The following is a 14850-nucleotide window of genomic DNA, read 5'->3' as shown; positions in this document are numbered from 1 at the left end:
AGGGTTCGCAAGATGAAATTAGCCATTGTGACGGCCTGCCCGAACGGCATGGTCACCAGTGTGTTGTGCGCCCGTCTGCTGGACGCGGCGGCCCAGCGCCAGGGCTGGAGCACCAGCGTTGAAGTGCATGACCCGGCGCACCCCGAGCGCCAGTTGTCGGCCGCCACGCTTGAGGCGGCCGAGTGGGTGCTGCTGGTTGCCAGCGGCCCGGTGGACCTGTCTCGATTTATCGGCAAGCGGGTATTTCGCAGCACTCCGGCCCAAGCCCTGCAAGACGTTGATACGGTGCTGCGGCGTGGCGCCGAGGAAGCCGCGGTACTGGCCGAGGCCGACGTGCTCGCCGAAGCACCACAGGCCTCGACCGAGCGCGCCCCGCGCCTGGTGGCCATCACCGCGTGCCCGACCGGCGTTGCCCACACCTTCATGGCCGCCGAAGCCTTGCAGCAGGCAGCGGCGCGTTTGGGCTACGACTTGCAGATCGAAACCCAGGGCTCGGTGGGCGCGCGTAATCCGCTGAGTCCCGAAGCGATTGCCGAGGCCGACGTGGTGCTGCTGGCGACGGACATTGAAGTCGCCACCGAGCGTTTCGCCGGCAAGAAAATCTACCGCTGCGGCACCGGCATCGCGTTGAAGCAGGCCGAAGCCACGTTGAGCAAAGCCTTGGCCGAAGGTCGGCAGGAAAGCGTCGCCAGCGAGGCTTCCGGCGGTCCGGCGAAAGCGGAAAAAAGCGGCGTCTACAAACACTTGCTGACCGGTGTTTCGTTCATGCTGCCGATGGTGGTGGCGGGTGGCTTGATGATCGCCTTGTCGTTCGTGTTCGGCATCGAGGCCTTCAAGGAGCCTGGCACCCTGGCGGCGGCACTGATGCAGATCGGCGGCGATACCGCATTCAAACTGATGGTGCCGCTGCTGGCGGGCTACATCGCCTATTCCATCGCCGACCGACCGGGCCTGGCGCCAGGCATGATCGGCGGGATGCTGGCGAGCACCTTGGGCGCCGGGTTCATCGGCGGGATCATTGCCGGCTTCCTGGCCGGCTATGCCGCCAAGGCGATCAACCGCTACGCGCGGCTGCCCCAGAGCCTGGAAGCGCTCAAGCCGATCCTGATCATTCCGCTGTTGGCGAGCCTGTTCACCGGCCTGGTGATGATCTACATCGTCGGCAAACCAGTGGCGGGCATGCTCGAAGGCCTGACGCATTTCCTCGACAGCATGGGCACCACCAATGCGCTGCTGCTGGGCGTGCTGCTGGGGGCGATGATGTGCGTCGACCTCGGTGGGCCGATCAACAAGGCCGCTTATGCGTTTTCGGTGGGGCTGCTGGCTTCGCAGAGTTATGCACCCATGGCCGCGACCATGGCCGCCGGCATGGTCCCGCCGATTGGCCTGGGCATCGCTACGTTCATCGCCCGGCGCAAATTCGCCAAGACCGAGCGCGAGGCCGGTAAAGCGGCATTGGTGCTGGGGCTGTGCTTCATTTCCGAAGGCGCGATTCCGTTCGCGGCCAAGGATCCGCTGCGGGTGATCCCGTCAAGTGTTGCCGGTGGTGCGCTGACCGGTGCGCTGTCGATGTATTTCGGCTGCAAACTCATGGCCCCTCACGGCGGCCTGTTCGTGATGCTGATCCCCAACGCCATCAATCATGCGCTGCTGTACCTGCTGGCAATCGTCGCGGGCAGCCTGCTGACGGCAGTGACCTATGCGCTGCTAAAGCGGCCTGAGGCGGTGGAGATGGCGCTGGAGCCGGCGAAGGCCTGACCTTTTGTGATTCCCCTGGTGGGAGCGAGCCTGCTCGCGAAGACGGTGTGTCAGTTGGCAAATTTGTTGCCTGACACACTGCTTTCGCGAGCAGGCTCGCTCCCACAGGGTTATCGATGTTCAGGTATCCCTGTCACACCCACTTCACACAGCCATGTTTAAGTTTTCCCATTTCAAGGGAGAACACCATGAGCGAATTCGACCTGGGCCGTCGCCGTGTAATGCAAGCCGTTGGTGCCGGTTTGTTGCTGCCGGGGCTGGCGCCGGCGGTGATTGCTTCGGTCAAGGATCGGCCGGTGCTGACCGAAGGCGTGCAGTCGGGCGACTTGCAGGGCGACCGGGCGATGATCTGGAGTCGCAGCGACCGCCCGGCGCGAATGGTGGTGGAGTGGGACACCCGCAGTCAGTTCTCCAACCCTCGGCGCTTTGTCTCGGCGCTGGCCGACAGCCGCAGCGATTTCACCGCCCGGGTCGAACTCACCGGCCTGCCGCCCGACCAGGCGATTTTCTACCGCGTGCATTTCGAAGACGCCCGCAGCGGTGTCGCCAGCGAGCCCTGGCTCGGCCACTTGCGCAGCGTGCCGCAGTTCAAGCGCAACATCCGGTTTGTCTGGAGCGGCGATACCGTCGGCCAGGGATTCGGCATCAACCCGGACATTGGTGGCATGCGCATCTACGAAGCCATGCGCCTGCGCCTGCCGGACTTTTTTATCCACAGCGGCGACACCATCTACGCCGACGGCCCGGTGCCGGCGCAGGTCACCACCGAGGGCGGGCGCATCTGGCGCAACCTGACCACCGAAGCCAAGAGCAAGGTTGCCGAGACCCTGGACGAATATCGCGGCAACTACCGCTATAACCTGATGGATGAAAACGTCCGTCGTTTCAACGCCGAGGTGCCGCAGATCTGGCAATGGGACGACCACGAGGTGGTCAACAACTGGTCGCCGGGCAAGCAACTGGACGAGCGCTACCAGACCAAGGATATCCACAGCCTGGTAGGCCGTGCGCGACAGGCCTGGCTGGAATATGCGCCGATGCGCCTGCAGAAGGCCGACCATGGTGAACGGATCTATCGCAAGCTCGGCTACGGACCGATGCTCGATGTGTTCGTGCTGGACATGCGCAGCTACCGCGAAGCCAATGACGCCAACCTCGGCGCGGCGAAACCGTTCCTGGGGCGTGAGCAACTGAACTGGCTCAAGCGCGAACTGAAGCAATCCCGGGCGCAGTGGAAAGTCATTGCCGCCGACATGCCCATTGGCCTCGGCGTACCCGACGGCGAAGTCAGCCCCGGTGTGCCGCGCTGGGAAGCGGTCGCCAACGGTGACCCGGGCGAGGCCCAGGGGCGTGAAGTGGAAATTGCCGAACTGCTCGGTTATCTGCGCAAGCATCAGGTGCGCAACTACGTCTGGCTGACTGCCGATGTGCACTATTGCGCCGCCCACCATTACCATCCTGAACAGGCCGCGTTCCAGGATTTCGAACCGTTCTGGGAGTTTGTCGCCGGGCCGCTGAACGCCGGCAGCTTCGGGCCCAATACCCTGGACAAGACCTTCGGTCCGGAAGTGGTATTCCAGAAAGCGCCCCCCGTGCAGAACACTTCGCCGTTTGCCGGTTATCAGTTCTTTGGCGAGGTGAACATCGACGGACAGAGCGGCGAGATGAGCGTGGTGTTGCGCGATCTTGAAGGGGTGGCGGTGTTCGAGAAGAAGTTGCAGCCGGTTTGAATCCAAGGCTCACCACAAAACCAATGTGGGAGCGAGCTTGCTCGCGAAAACGGTGTGTCAGGCAACACAAGTGCAAACTGACACACCGCCTTCGCGAGCAGGCTCGCTCCCACAGGGTTGATGTCGGGCGGCCAGGATCAGTAAACATCCCGCCGATACCGGCCCTGCTCGATCAGCTTTTCCACTTCCTCGCGGCCCAGCACCAGGTTGAGCACGTGGTCCACGCCTGACGCCATCCCCTGCAAGCTGCCGCAGACATAGATCACCGCGCCGTCGGCCAGCCATTGCTTGAGCAACGCGGCCGATTCCAGCAGGCGGTCCTGGACGTAGATTTTCTTTTCCTGATCCCGGGAGAACGCCAGGTCCAGGCGTTCCAGGTCGCCGGAGGTCACCCATTCCTGCAGTTCGTCGCGGCAATGGAAATCATGCTCGCGGTTGCGCTCGCCGAACAGCAGCCAGTTGCGCTGCATGCCCTGGGCAACACGGGCCTTGAGCAAACTGCGCAAGCCGGCCAGGCCGGTGCCGTTGCCCAGCAGAATCATCGGCACGCCCTGGGGCGGCAGATGGAAACTGCTGTTGCGACGGACGCGCAGGCTGATGGGGCTGCCCAGCGGCGCATGCTCGGTCAGCCAGCCGGAACCGATGCCCAGGCTGCCATCGGCGTGACGTTCCTGGCGTACGATCAGTTCCAGTACACCGTCGGCGGGGATCGAGGCGATGGAATATTCACGCATTCCCAGCGGTGCCAACGCCTCCACCAGCGCCTGGGCGTGCAGACCCACTAGGTGTGCGCGGTTTTCCGGCAGTTGACGCGTGGCGAGGGCTTGTTCGAGCGTCTGCTGCAAGCCATCGACCTGCACCCGAGCGATACCGGCGATACCCAGGCCATCGAGGAAGTGTTCGATAGCCCACGGGTCATTGCGCGGCAGGATTTCCACCAGGTCACCGGCCAGCCAGCTGCTCGGGCCGGGGGCGCCGAGGCCGAGCAGGTACACGCCCGAACCGCTGCTGTCGGGGTTGAGCAGGGTGCGTTGGCTCAAGGTCCAGTGTTCAAAACTCGGCGCTTGCCACGCATCCGCCGGAGGCTGGCCGGTCAGCTCGGCCAATTGCTGTTGCCAGTGCCGCAAGGCGTACGGGTCGCCGCTGTCCACTTCCACCGGTGCGAACAGCGTCTTGCCGCCGTGCTCCGCGAGCCAGGCGTGCAGACGGCGGGCGAAACCGCAGAAATTGTCATATTGCCGGTCACCGAGGCCGAGGACCGAGTATTGCAGGCTTTCCAGGCTCATCGCCCGGCCGAGCACCTTGCGCTCGAAACCGCGAGCGCTGTCCGGTCCTTCACCGTCGCCAAAGGTGCTGACGACAAACAAGGCGCGGGTGGCGCTGTTCAAATCCTTTTCGCTGACGCCGGCCAACGGCTGGACCTTCACCGGTAGCCCGGCGGCCTGGAGCTGGCCGGCGGTCTGCCAGGCCAGTTGCTCGGCAAAACCGCTCTGGCTGGCAAAGCCGATCAGCCACGCCGGGGCATCGCCAGGGTTGCCGGCAAGCGCCTGGCGAGCCTGGCGGACCTGACGTTTTTTGCGTCGGCGGTCCAGGTAGAGCAGCCAGCCGGTGATGAAAAACAGCGGCATCGCCAATGCGGCGGCGGTCACCAGGATCCGCCCGACCAGGCCGAAGTAACTGCCGACATGCAGGGCATAGATGCTGGTGAGCAATTGCGCCTTGAGGCTCTTGTCGGTGTAGCGGCTGTGACGGCTGATGACGCCGGTGCTCGGGTCGAGCATGAGTTGGTTCAGGGCGCGGTCATGGGGGGCGTCCTTGAGCAGGTAGAACACCGTCGCCGGTTGCCCGGCCACCGGTGGCATGCGCACGTTGTAGGCGGACAGGCCGGGGCCGGCGGCGCTGTAGATGCTGCTCCACATGGCCCGGTAATCGGCGATCGGCGCCGGGCCGCTCGGTGCCGGGCCACGGGTGCGCACGCGCTCATCCTTGGGCGAATCGGAAAGCAGGCGGGTCAGGCCTTTGTTGTACCACTCATAGGACCAGGTCAACCCGGTCAGGGCGGCCAACAGATAGAACAGCAGGCACCAGGTGCCCGCAACGGAGTGCAGGTCCCAGTTGAAGCTGCGGCCCTTTTTCGCCCAGTCGAGGGTCAGCCAGGCGCGCCAGTTTTTCCACTGGCGTGGCCAGCGCAGGTAGAGGCCGGACAAGCAGAAGAACACCAGGATCAGCGTGCAGGCGCCGGTAATCTGCCGGCCCACGTCGTCCAGGGTCAGGACGCGGTGCAGCCTGAGCATCAGGCCGAAGAAATCCTGGCCCACCACATTGCCGAGAAACTGCGCGTTGTAGGGGTTGAAGTAGCGCATCGGCCCGCGTTTCTCTCCGGGCGGGGCGGTGAAGATCGCCCGCGCGGCGTTGCCACTGTCGGTTTCGACCCAGAGCATGGCGACGGTCTTGCCTGAGGCGGCTTCGATCTGCTCCACCAGTTCGGCGGGCGGCAGGACGCCGGCCGGTTGTTTTTCAACCGTCAGCACCTCGGGGTTCAATGCCCGCAGGATCTCGTCCTGGAAAGACACCACCGCACCGGTAACGCCCATCAACGCCAGGACCAGCCCGGCACTGATGCCGAAAAACCAGTGCAACTGGAACAGGGTTTTCTTCAACACGTCGCCCGCCTTGTTCATTCAATACTGTTTGTCACGGCGTGCATTATGCCGTGTGTTATCGAGAAGCATTCATAAACACACATAAAAGCCCCATTCATTTGCATGAACGGGGCTTTGCCCGGTGCCGGTCAGTAATGGGCGGTGGTTAGATCCTGTGGGAGCGAGCCTGCTCGCGAAGACGTCGTGTCAGTCACGCATTTATCAACTGACACTCCGCTTTCGCGAGCAGGCTCGCTCCCACAGGTTCATTGCCTGGCCATCGGCGTCGGGTTCTTTCAACCGGTCAGAAGTGGAAATTAGTACTCAACAACGCCGTGCGCCCGGCCGCCTGGTTGGCGAAGTGGGTCGAGAATGCCTTGTCGTAGTAAGTCTCGTCGGTCAGGTTCTGCACGTTGAGTTGCAGGTCCAGGTGCTTGCTGACCTTGTAGCTGGCCATGGCGTCATAACGCACATAAGAGTCGACCATGGTGGTGTTCGCCACGCTGCCGAACACATCATCCACATAGAAGGCCCCGCCACCGATGGTCAGCTTTGGCGTGAGCGCGTAGGTGGTCCAGACGCTGGCGCTGTTTTTCGGCGTGTTCGGCAATTCGTTGCCATCGCTGGTGCTCATTGGCCCGCCATCGACCTGCTCACTGTCCAGGTAACTGTAGCCGGCGAACACCTGCCATTTCTCGGTGAGCTTGCCGCTGGCCGACAGCTCCAGGCCGTCGACGCGAGTCTTGCCGGCGTTTTCATAGGTCGTGGTGTCGACCTGCACCCGGGCGTTTTCCTTCTCGGTGCGGAAAATCGCCGCGGTCAGCGAAAGCCGGCTGTCGAGCAAGTCCCACTTGGTGCCGATCTCGTAGTTCTTGGTGGTTTCCGGCTCCATGTCACTGGCGAGCAGGTTGCCACTGCGGTCTGGCGTCCCACCGAGCGGATTGCCCTCGATGCCTTCGCCAACCATGCTGCCGGGCGGGGTGGCCGAGGTCGCGTAGGACGCATAGATGCTGCCGTTGTCGGCTGGTTTCCAGACCAGGCCGAACTGGCCGGTGACGAACTCGCTGGTGTCGTCACCCTTGGACGTGGTGGTGCCGGCGGCGTCGTAAGTCTTGTATTTCGTGTCGAAGTGGTCGTAGCGCAAGCCCATGTTCACCAGCCACTGCGGTGACAGTTCCAGCGTGTCGAACACGTAGAGCGCGCGGGTGACGCTGGTGGTGTCGGTGCCGGCATAGTTGCGGGAAATCGCGCCGTTCCAGGGATCGTTCGGGTTCGGATTGGACAGCGACGTGCAGTTGTAGCCGCTCGGCGCGCCGACCAGGGCCGGTGTGCAGTTGGTGTTCGCGGCGGTGGTGCCCGGTACGGTGTCGGTGTTGACGTTGTACGAAGTCTTCTCGCCGGTCTCGCGGCTCAGCTCGATGCCCGTGGAGAAACTGTTCTTGAAGCCGGCCACATAAAAATCACCGAACAGATCAGTCTGGTTGGTGGTGGTGTCGACGTTGCTGACGCGGCTGTTGACGCGCCGCCAGACCGTACCGTTGTTGACGTTGCCCTTGCTGTCGTCGGGTTGGGTGAGAATGTAGTCCTGCATGCTGGAGCCGTGGCGCAGGGTGTTCTTGACGGTCAGTGCATCGCTCAGGTCATGCTCGATGGCGATGGTCGCGGTGTCGACGCGGGTCTTGCGGAAGTCGCGGTCGCTGAGTCCATAGAAATTGCTGCTGTCGCCGCCGGCATCGGGCTTGTCCGGGTTGGCTTTGGTGCGGTCGGCGGTGCGGCCCGAGGCGGGAACGCTGTAGGGAATGCCCGAATCCGGCAGGTCGTTGCTTTCCAGGTGGTAGTAATCGAGGTTGACCCGGGTGTCGGTGCCCAGGCCGAACGCCAGCGACGGCGCGACGCCCCAGCGATCGTAGTTGACCTGGTCACGACCGGCGACGTTGCTTTCGTGGCTCATCAGGTTGAGCCGGCCGGCGGCGCTGTCGCTGAACTGGTAATTGCCGTCGAGGGTGTAGCGCTGGGTCTGGTCCGAACCCCAGGTGAAGCCGCCGTCGAACGAGTCGCCCAAGTGGGCTTTCTTGCTCACCAGGTTAATGGTGCCGCCGGCGGCGCCGCGGCCGCCGATGGCCGAGTTCGGGCCCTTGCTGACCTCGATGGACTCCACCGCAAAGATCTCCCGGCTTTGCGAACCGGTATCACGCACGTTATCCAGGTAGGTGTCGCCCTGGGCATCGAAGCCACGGATGAATGGACGGTCGCCCTGGGGGTTGCCGCCTTCGCCGGCGCCAAAAGTGATGCCCGGCACGGTACGCAGGGCATCCTGCATGTTAAGGGCGCCGGTGTCCTTGAGCACCTGCTGGGGAATGACCGTCACCGAGCGCGGCGTGTCGACCAGCGGCGCGGTGTATTTCGAGGACGAGGCTTTTTCGACCTGGTAGGACGTCGTGTCCTGGGCCTCGCCCGTAATGCTGGTAGCGTCCAGGGAAATGGCATTGCGCGGGGCTTTTTCGTCGATCTTTTCCGCCGCTTGGGCCATCTGTGCGATTGACGTCGCACCGAGGGCGACGCCGATGGCGGAGGCCAGCAGACGAGGTGAATTAACCGGTAATTGTGATTGTTGACGCGACATGAACAGTGCCTTCCCCAAGGTTGAGGCGGCGGAATATAGGGTAAACAGTTTTATGTATCAATTGCGAAATATTGCTATTTGGGAGGAATTTACATTCTTTACATTTTGCCTTTACGGTTTCTGCCCAATGGCGCGTTGGCGGGGGTTGTACACTGTCAATAAGAATCACTACCATTGGCGCCCCGCGTTATCCACAGGTCTTGAATGCCATGTTGCTGCACATTCCCGGTGTGTTTTCTCCTGAAGAAGTGCAGCGTATCCGCGAGGCCCTGGAGCAGGCCGAATGGGCAGATGGCAAGGTCACGGCCGGTTATCAATCGGCCAAGGCCAAGCACAACCTGCAACTGCCCGAGGGGCATCCCCTGGCCAAGGAAATCGGCGCGGCCATGCTGGATCGGTTGTGGAAAAACCCCTTGTTCATGTCGGCGGCGCTTCCACACAAAGTCTTCCCGCCGCTGGTGAACTGCTACACCGCCGGCGGCAGTTTCGATTTCCATATCGACAATGCCGTGCGCCAGCCCAAGGGCAGTGCCGAGCGGGTGCGCACCGACCTGTCGGCCACGCTGTTCTTCAGCGACCCGGAGGACTACGACGGCGGCGAGCTGGAAATCCAGGACACCTACGGCACCCAACGGGTCAAATTGCCGGCCGGGGACATGGTGTTGTATCCGGGCACCAGCCTGCACAAGGTCAACGCGGTTACCCGTGGTACACGCTATGCCTCGTTCTTCTGGACCCAGAGCCTGGTGCGCGAAGACAGCCAGCGCGCATTGCTATTCGAGATGGACGGTGCGATCCGGGAACTGACCCGGGACGTGCCCGAGCATCCGTCGTTGATTCGCCTGACCGGCACCTACCACAACCTGTTGCGTCGCTGGGTCGAGGTGTAGGTGGCGGATTTTCGTCTGCGCCGCGAGGAAGTGCTAGACGGCGAGGCCCTCAAGGCCATGCTCGAGGACAGCCCGGCGCGGGCGGCCCAGGCGATTCTGATCGCAGCGGGCGAAGGGCTGCTGGAGGCCCAAGCACTGCTCGGGCAGATCCTGCTGGACGGGCGCGGTATCGAACAGGACAAAACCCTGGCCCGGCGCTGGTTCGAGATCGCCGCCCAACGCGGGCACCTGATGGCGCGCAACATGCTGGGGCGATGCCATGAGCATGGCTGGGGTTGCGTCGCCGATCCTTCGGTCGCGGCCGGACATTATCGCCAGGCAGCCGAGGCAGGACTGGATTGGGCGATGTACAACCTGGCCAACCTGCTGGCGACTGGGCGCGGCGTTGCTGAGAATCAGCCGCAAGCGCTGGCTCTTTATCGTCGAGCCGCGGAGTTGGGGCACGCCAAATCAATGAATCTGTTGGGGCGTTATCTGGAAGAGGGGCGCTTCTGCCCGGCGGACCCGGTGGCGGCGGCCCGGTGGTATCGACGTTCGGCCGAAGGCGGGGATTTTCGGGGGCAGTTCAGCCATGGCTGCGTATTGATTGCCGATGCCCGTATCGAAGAGGGCTTGGTGTGGTTGCGCCGGGCGTTGGCCGGAGGGAATCTGAATTTTCTTCGTGTCGCCGTGCAAACCTTGCAGACGGCGCGGCTGACTGCGTTGTCTCCACTGATTGAGGCCTATCAGGCGCGAATCCAGCAGATGCAAAAAAGCCCGTGAGCCAGTCACGGGCTTTTGGGTCAGGCAAGCGCGTTTTTACACGTAGAACGACTTCAGCGGCGGAAAGCCATTGAACTCCACAGCGCTGTAGCTGGTGGTGTAGGCACCGGTCGACAGCCAGTACAAACGATCGCCAATCGCCAGGTTCAGCGGCAAACCGTATTTGTAGTTCTCGTACATGATGTCAGCGCTGTCGCAGGTCGGGCCGGCGATGACCACTTCTTCCATCTCGCCTTTCTTCTCGGTCCAGATCGGGAACTTGATGGCTTCGTCCATGGTTTCGATCAGGCCGGAGAATTTGCCCACGTCGGTGTACACCCAACGCTCGACGGCGGTACGCGACTTGCGCGCCACCAGCACCACTTCGCTGACCAGGATGCCGGCGTTGGCGATCAACGAACGGCCCGGCTCGAGAATGATTTCCGGCAGTTCGTCGCCGAAGTCTTCCTTGAGGAAGCGGATGATTTCCTCGGCGTAGGTTTCCAGGCTGTTGGTGCGGGTGATGTAGTTGGCCGGGAAGCCACCGCCCATGTTGATCAGCTTCAAGACGATGCCGTCTTCTTCTTTCAGACGCTCGAAAATCACCTTGACCTTGGCGATGGCCGCGTCCCAGACGCTGATGTCGCGCTGTTGCGAGCCGACGTGGAACGAGATGCCGTACGGCACCAGGCCCAGGTCGCGGGCGAGGATCAGCAGGTCCATGGCCATGTCGGTCTGGCAGCCGAACTTGCGCGACAGTGGCCAGTCAGCCGTGGTCGAACCTTCGGTGAGGATGCGCACATAGACTTTCGAACCCGGCGCGGCCTTGGCGATGTTGCGCAGGTCGGCTTCGGAGTCAGTGGCGTAGAGGCGCACGCCCTTCTCGTAGAAGTAGCGGATGTCCTTGGATTTCTTGATGGTGTTGCCGTAGCTGATCTGGTCCGGGCCGACGCCGCGGCTCATCACCTTATCCAGCTCATAGATCGAGGCGATGTCGAAGTTCGAGCCTTTATCCTTGAGCAGGTCGATGATTTCCACCGCCGGGTTGGCCTTGACGGCGTAGTAGACCTTGGCGAATTCGAAACCGGCGCGCAGGTCGTCATAGGCCTTGGCGATCATCGCGGTGTCGATCACCACGAATGGGGTTTCCTGCTTGTCGGCGAACGCCTTCATTTTCTGAAAGGTTTCGCGCGCGAAATAATCTTCGACCTGGATCGACATACTTGGGACTCCTACTGGCAAACATCAGGATCAATGGGTTTGAGGGCAGCAACCCCCGCGAACGTCCTCCGTATCCCCACTTTGGTTCGCCTACTTCCCAAGGCATGTCGCCGAAAGCAAAAAGGCCATGGGACGCTTGAGTCCCTTGGCCTTGCTGTCTCGTCGTCAGTACTTGAGCCGGATGGATCGTTTCCAGCATGGACGTTCGGCGCGAACTTTAGGGCGTGAGGGGCCTGAGATCAACTAAAAATGTCGCGTTTTTGCACGTCTCCGTCGTGCAGTGCGCGACAGCTCATGATGTAACCGACCGGTGTGACAGGTTGATGTTCCCTCGGATCGGTTTTCGAGCCTGTTGGATGTCACGTTTGCACTTGTGGCGAGGGAGCTTGCTCCCGCTTGGGTGCGAAGCGCCCATCGCTTTTTTTGGGCCGCTTCGCGACCCAGCGGGAGCAAGCTCCCTCGCCACAAAAGCAGCTACAAAGGCACTCTTTTCCCGCCTAGATAGACGCGGTCTCGGCCGGCGAGACGATACTGGTCTTGCCGCCACGGGACTTGCCGGAGCTCAGGTATTCGGCAATCGATTCCTGGGTCACTTCCCCAAGAAAGACCCGCTCGGCATCCATCACCGGCAGCCACGAACGGTTGAACTCATACATACGCGACAACAGAATCCGCAGATGTTCGTCGTAGGCCGCGGTGGCGTTGAATTCCCGCAGGAACTGCCCGCAGGTGCCGGTCTGGCGGTACAGGTCGCGCCGGCGCACATACCCCAGCGCCTTGTTCTCGGCGCAGGTGACCACCACGTAGCGACGGTCGTGTTCGTCCATCAACTCCAGCGCCTCGGCCACCGGTGTTTCGGGGCTGACCGACGGGGCGTTGTCCGCCGCGTCTTCGGCCTTGACCAGCAACAGGCGCTTGAGCGTGCTGTCCTGGCCGACGAAATTGCTGACGAATTCATCGGCCGGATGGGCGAGGAGCGTGTCCGGGTGATCGCACTGGACCAGCTTGCCGGCGCGGAAGATCGCGATCTTGTCGCCCAGCTTGATGGCTTCGTCGATGTCGTGGCTGACCATGATCACGGTTTTGTTCAGCGCCCGTTGCATCTCGAAGAACTCGTTCTGGATCATCTCGCGGTTGATCGGATCGACCGCGCCGAAAGGTTCGTCCATCAGCAGCAACGGCGCATCGGCGGCCAGGGCGCGGATCACGCCGATCCGCTGCTGCTGGCCGCCCGACAGTTCACGGGGGTAGCGATGCAGGTACTGCTTGGGTTCGAGCTTGATCATGCTCATCAACTCGCGGGCGCGGTCGTGGCATTTCTGCTTGTCCCAGCCGAGCAGGCGCGGCACCACGGTGATGTTCTCCTCGATGGTCATGTTCGGGAACAGGCCGATCTGCTGGATCACGTAGCCGATGTTGCGGCGCAGGGTCACCTCGTCGAGGCCGGTGGTGTCTTCGCCGTTGATCAAGACCTTGCCCGAGGTCGGCGGGATCAAGCGGTTGATCATCTTCAGCGTGGTGCTTTTGCCACAGCCCGACGGCCCGAGGAACACGCAGATCTCGCCTTCGTTGACGGTCAGGTTCACCGAGTCCACGGCTTTTACATCCTTGCCGTTGCTCTTGAAGGTTTTGCTGAGGTTTTGAAGTTCGATCATTTTAATAGTCCTTTCGGGGTCAGCGAGCGTTGCAGCCATTGCAGAAGCAGGTCGGCGAAGATGGCCAGGAGGCTGACCAGCACGGCGCCGACGATCAGCATCGACATGTCGCTGCGGCTGATGGAAGCGAGGATGAGCACGCCCAGGCCACCGGCGCCGATGGTGGCGGCGATGGTCATGACGCCGATGTTCATGACCACGGCGGTGCGTACGCCGGCGAGGATCACCGGCACGGCAATCGGCAGTTCGACCATGCGCAGGCGCTGGCCGAAGGTCATGCCGATGCCGCGGGCGGCTTCACGAATGCCCGGTTCGACGCCGGTCAAGGCCAGGTACGTGTTGCGCATGATCGGCAGCAGCGAATAAAGGAACACCGCGGTGATCGCTGGCATCGGACCGAGGCCCTGGCCGAACTTGGAATAGAACGGCAGCAGCAGGCCGAACAGGGCAATCGACGGAATGGTCAACAGTACCGTGGCGCTGGCTTGCAACGGGCCGGCGAGCGCCGGGAAGCGGGTCATGAAAATGCCCAGCGGCACACCGACGATTATCGCCAGGGTCACGGCGATGCCCACCAGGGTGATGTGCTGCCAGGTCAGGTGCAGCACCAGCGGCCAGTCCAGATGGGAAAAGGCGTCAAGAAAATCCATGGCTTTTCCTCCAGGTCATTGGGTTGAGAGCAGGGAATGCTGGCGCAGGAAATCGGCGGCAACGGCGGAAGGGCTTTCATGATCGACATCCACACGGGCGTTGAGCTGGCGCATGGTTTCGTCGTCGAACAGTTCGGCCAGTGGCTTTAGCTGCGCGGCCAGTTGCGGATGGGCGTCGAGGAAGGCCTGGCGCACCACCGGCGCGGCGGTGTAGTCGGGGAAATAGTGCTTGTCGTCTTCCAGCAGCTTCAGCTTGAACGCGTTCAGTCGGCCGTCGGTGGTGTACACCAGTCCGGCGAACACCTGGCTGTTGCGCAGGGCGGTGTAGACCAGGCCGGCGTCCATCTGCCGGATATTCTTGCGGGTCAGGTTCATGCCGTAGCGCTCGACCATGCCGGCCAGGCCGTCGGAACGGTTGGCGAACTCGGTGTCCAGCGCGACCAGGTGATTTTCCTCGGCCTCGGTCTGCAGCACCTTATTCAATTGGCTGATGGAATTGATCTGCGGGTACTTCTTCGCGACTTTCTCCGGCAGGGCCAAGGCGTAGGTGTTGCTGAATTTCGACGGCGCGAGCCAGACCAGGCCTTTTTTCGCGTCGAGTTCTTTAACCCGGGCGTAGGACTGGGCGCTGTCGAGTTTTTCCGTGACATGGTTGTAGGAAACCAGCGACACGCCGGTGTATTCCCAGAGTAAATCCAACTGCCCGGTTTCATGGGCGCTGCGGGCCAGGTTGCTGCCCAGCCCGCCAGTGACCTGTGCGTCGTAGCCCTTGTCGCGCAGGTATTGCGCGGTGATCTCGGCCAGCAGGGTCTGCTCGGTGAACACCCGGGCACCGAGGCGGATCAGCGGTTTTTCAGCGGCTTGGGCGAATCCCGCGAACAGCAGCAGGCAGCCCAGGATCAAGCTCAACTTCTTCATAATAATTCCTTTATCCAGCCAA

General features: G+C 62.4%; 10 protein-coding genes. 4 read left to right on the top strand and 6 right to left on the bottom strand.

All coding sequences use genetic code 11. The features are described from left to right. Window positions 1-12 precede the first annotated feature (12 nt). Together J3P89_RS24405 and J3P89_RS24400 are read left to right on the top strand one after the other, a co-directional pair. Window positions 13-1758 (top strand): PTS fructose-like transporter subunit IIB, encoded by a 1746-nt coding sequence (locus tag J3P89_RS24405; protein WP_434695891.1) that lies wholly within the window; start codon window positions 13-15, stop codon window positions 1756-1758. A 188-nt stretch (window positions 1759-1946) separates the two neighbouring features. Then, the gene (locus J3P89_RS24400; RefSeq protein WP_434695890.1) at window positions 1947-3488 is read left to right on the top strand and encodes an alkaline phosphatase D family protein; all 1542 of its coding nucleotides are present in this window, start codon (window positions 1947-1949) and stop codon (window positions 3486-3488) included. Window positions 3489-3625: 137 nt separating this feature from the next. On the opposite strand, the gene J3P89_RS24395 is transcribed toward J3P89_RS24400, so the two are convergent. Together J3P89_RS24395 and J3P89_RS24390 are read right to left on the bottom strand one after the other, a co-directional pair. Beyond that, complete coding sequence (locus tag J3P89_RS24395; protein ID WP_434698052.1) at window positions 3626-6151, bottom strand: PepSY domain-containing protein; 2526 nt, start codon at window positions 6149-6151, stop codon at window positions 3626-3628. 283 nt (window positions 6152-6434) lie between these two features. Beyond that, window positions 6435-8753 carry a TonB-dependent receptor gene (locus J3P89_RS24390; RefSeq protein ID WP_434695889.1) on the bottom strand — a complete coding sequence of 773 codons (2319 nt, stop codon included), beginning with the start codon at window positions 8751-8753 and terminating at the stop codon, window positions 6435-6437. Between the two features lie 209 nt (window positions 8754-8962). Here J3P89_RS24390 and J3P89_RS24385 point away from each other — a divergent pair, with 209 nt between their 5' ends. Together J3P89_RS24385 and J3P89_RS24380 are read left to right on the top strand one after the other, a co-directional pair. After that, entirely contained in the window at window positions 8963-9643 is a 681-nt protein-coding gene (locus J3P89_RS24385; protein ID WP_434695887.1) for a Fe2+-dependent dioxygenase, read from the top strand. Beyond that, the gene (locus tag J3P89_RS24380) at window positions 9644-10405 is read left to right on the top strand and encodes a tetratricopeptide repeat protein (protein ID WP_434695886.1); all 762 of its coding nucleotides are present in this window, start codon (window positions 9644-9646) and stop codon (window positions 10403-10405) included. It abuts the gene before it with no gap. Between the two features lie 36 nt (window positions 10406-10441). Here J3P89_RS24380 and J3P89_RS24375 read toward each other — a convergent pair whose 3' ends face one another. From J3P89_RS24375 to J3P89_RS24360, 4 genes are all read right to left on the bottom strand, one after another. Then, entirely contained in the window at window positions 10442-11605 is a 1164-nt protein-coding gene (locus tag J3P89_RS24375; protein WP_305496871.1) for a type III PLP-dependent enzyme, read from the bottom strand. Between the two features lie 497 nt (window positions 11606-12102). After that, the gene (locus J3P89_RS24370; RefSeq protein ID WP_434569839.1) at window positions 12103-13260 is read right to left on the bottom strand and encodes an osmoprotectant ABC transporter ATP-binding protein OsmV; all 1158 of its coding nucleotides are present in this window, start codon (window positions 13258-13260) and stop codon (window positions 12103-12105) included. Continuing rightward, window positions 13257-13910, bottom strand: a complete 654-nt coding sequence (locus J3P89_RS24365) for an ABC transporter permease (RefSeq protein WP_305496867.1) — start codon at window positions 13908-13910, stop codon at window positions 13257-13259. Before J3P89_RS24365 ends, J3P89_RS24370 begins: the two co-directional genes overlap by 4 nt. 15 nt (window positions 13911-13925) lie before the next feature. Next, complete coding sequence (locus J3P89_RS24360) at window positions 13926-14828, bottom strand: glycine betaine ABC transporter substrate-binding protein (protein WP_434626150.1); 903 nt, start codon at window positions 14826-14828, stop codon at window positions 13926-13928. Window positions 14829-14850: the final 22 nt, after the last annotated feature.

The organism is Pseudomonas sp. Z1-14, from assembly GCF_051132005.1.
Taxonomy (GTDB): domain Bacteria; phylum Pseudomonadota; class Gammaproteobacteria; order Pseudomonadales; family Pseudomonadaceae; genus Aquipseudomonas.
The sequence above is the reverse complement of the archived record's forward strand: the minus strand, read 5'-3'. Positions and strand labels throughout refer to the sequence as shown.

What these genes read in the sequence shown, in the direction of transcription:
- J3P89_RS24375 (WP_305496871.1), bottom strand. Translation starts at nt 11,605, where the DNA reads ATGTCGATCCAGGTCGAAGATTATTTCGCGCGCGAAACCTTTCAGAAA.
- J3P89_RS24405 (WP_434695891.1), top strand. Translation starts at nt 13, where the DNA reads ATGAAATTAGCCATTGTGACGGCCTGCCCGAACGGCATGGTCACCAGT.
- J3P89_RS24365 (WP_305496867.1), bottom strand. Translation starts at nt 13,910, where the DNA reads ATGGATTTTCTTGACGCCTTTTCCCATCTGGACTGGCCGCTGGTGCTG.
- J3P89_RS24390 (WP_434695889.1), bottom strand. Translation starts at nt 8,753, where the DNA reads ATGTCGCGTCAACAATCACAATTACCGGTTAATTCACCTCGTCTGCTG.
- J3P89_RS24385 (WP_434695887.1), top strand. Translation starts at nt 8,963, where the DNA reads ATGTTGCTGCACATTCCCGGTGTGTTTTCTCCTGAAGAAGTGCAGCGT.
- J3P89_RS24360 (WP_434626150.1), bottom strand. Translation starts at nt 14,828, where the DNA reads ATGAAGAAGTTGAGCTTGATCCTGGGCTGCCTGCTGCTGTTCGCGGGA.
- J3P89_RS24400 (WP_434695890.1), top strand. Translation starts at nt 1,947, where the DNA reads ATGAGCGAATTCGACCTGGGCCGTCGCCGTGTAATGCAAGCCGTTGGT.
- J3P89_RS24370 (WP_434569839.1), bottom strand. Translation starts at nt 13,260, where the DNA reads ATGATCGAACTTCAAAACCTCAGCAAAACCTTCAAGAGCAACGGCAAG.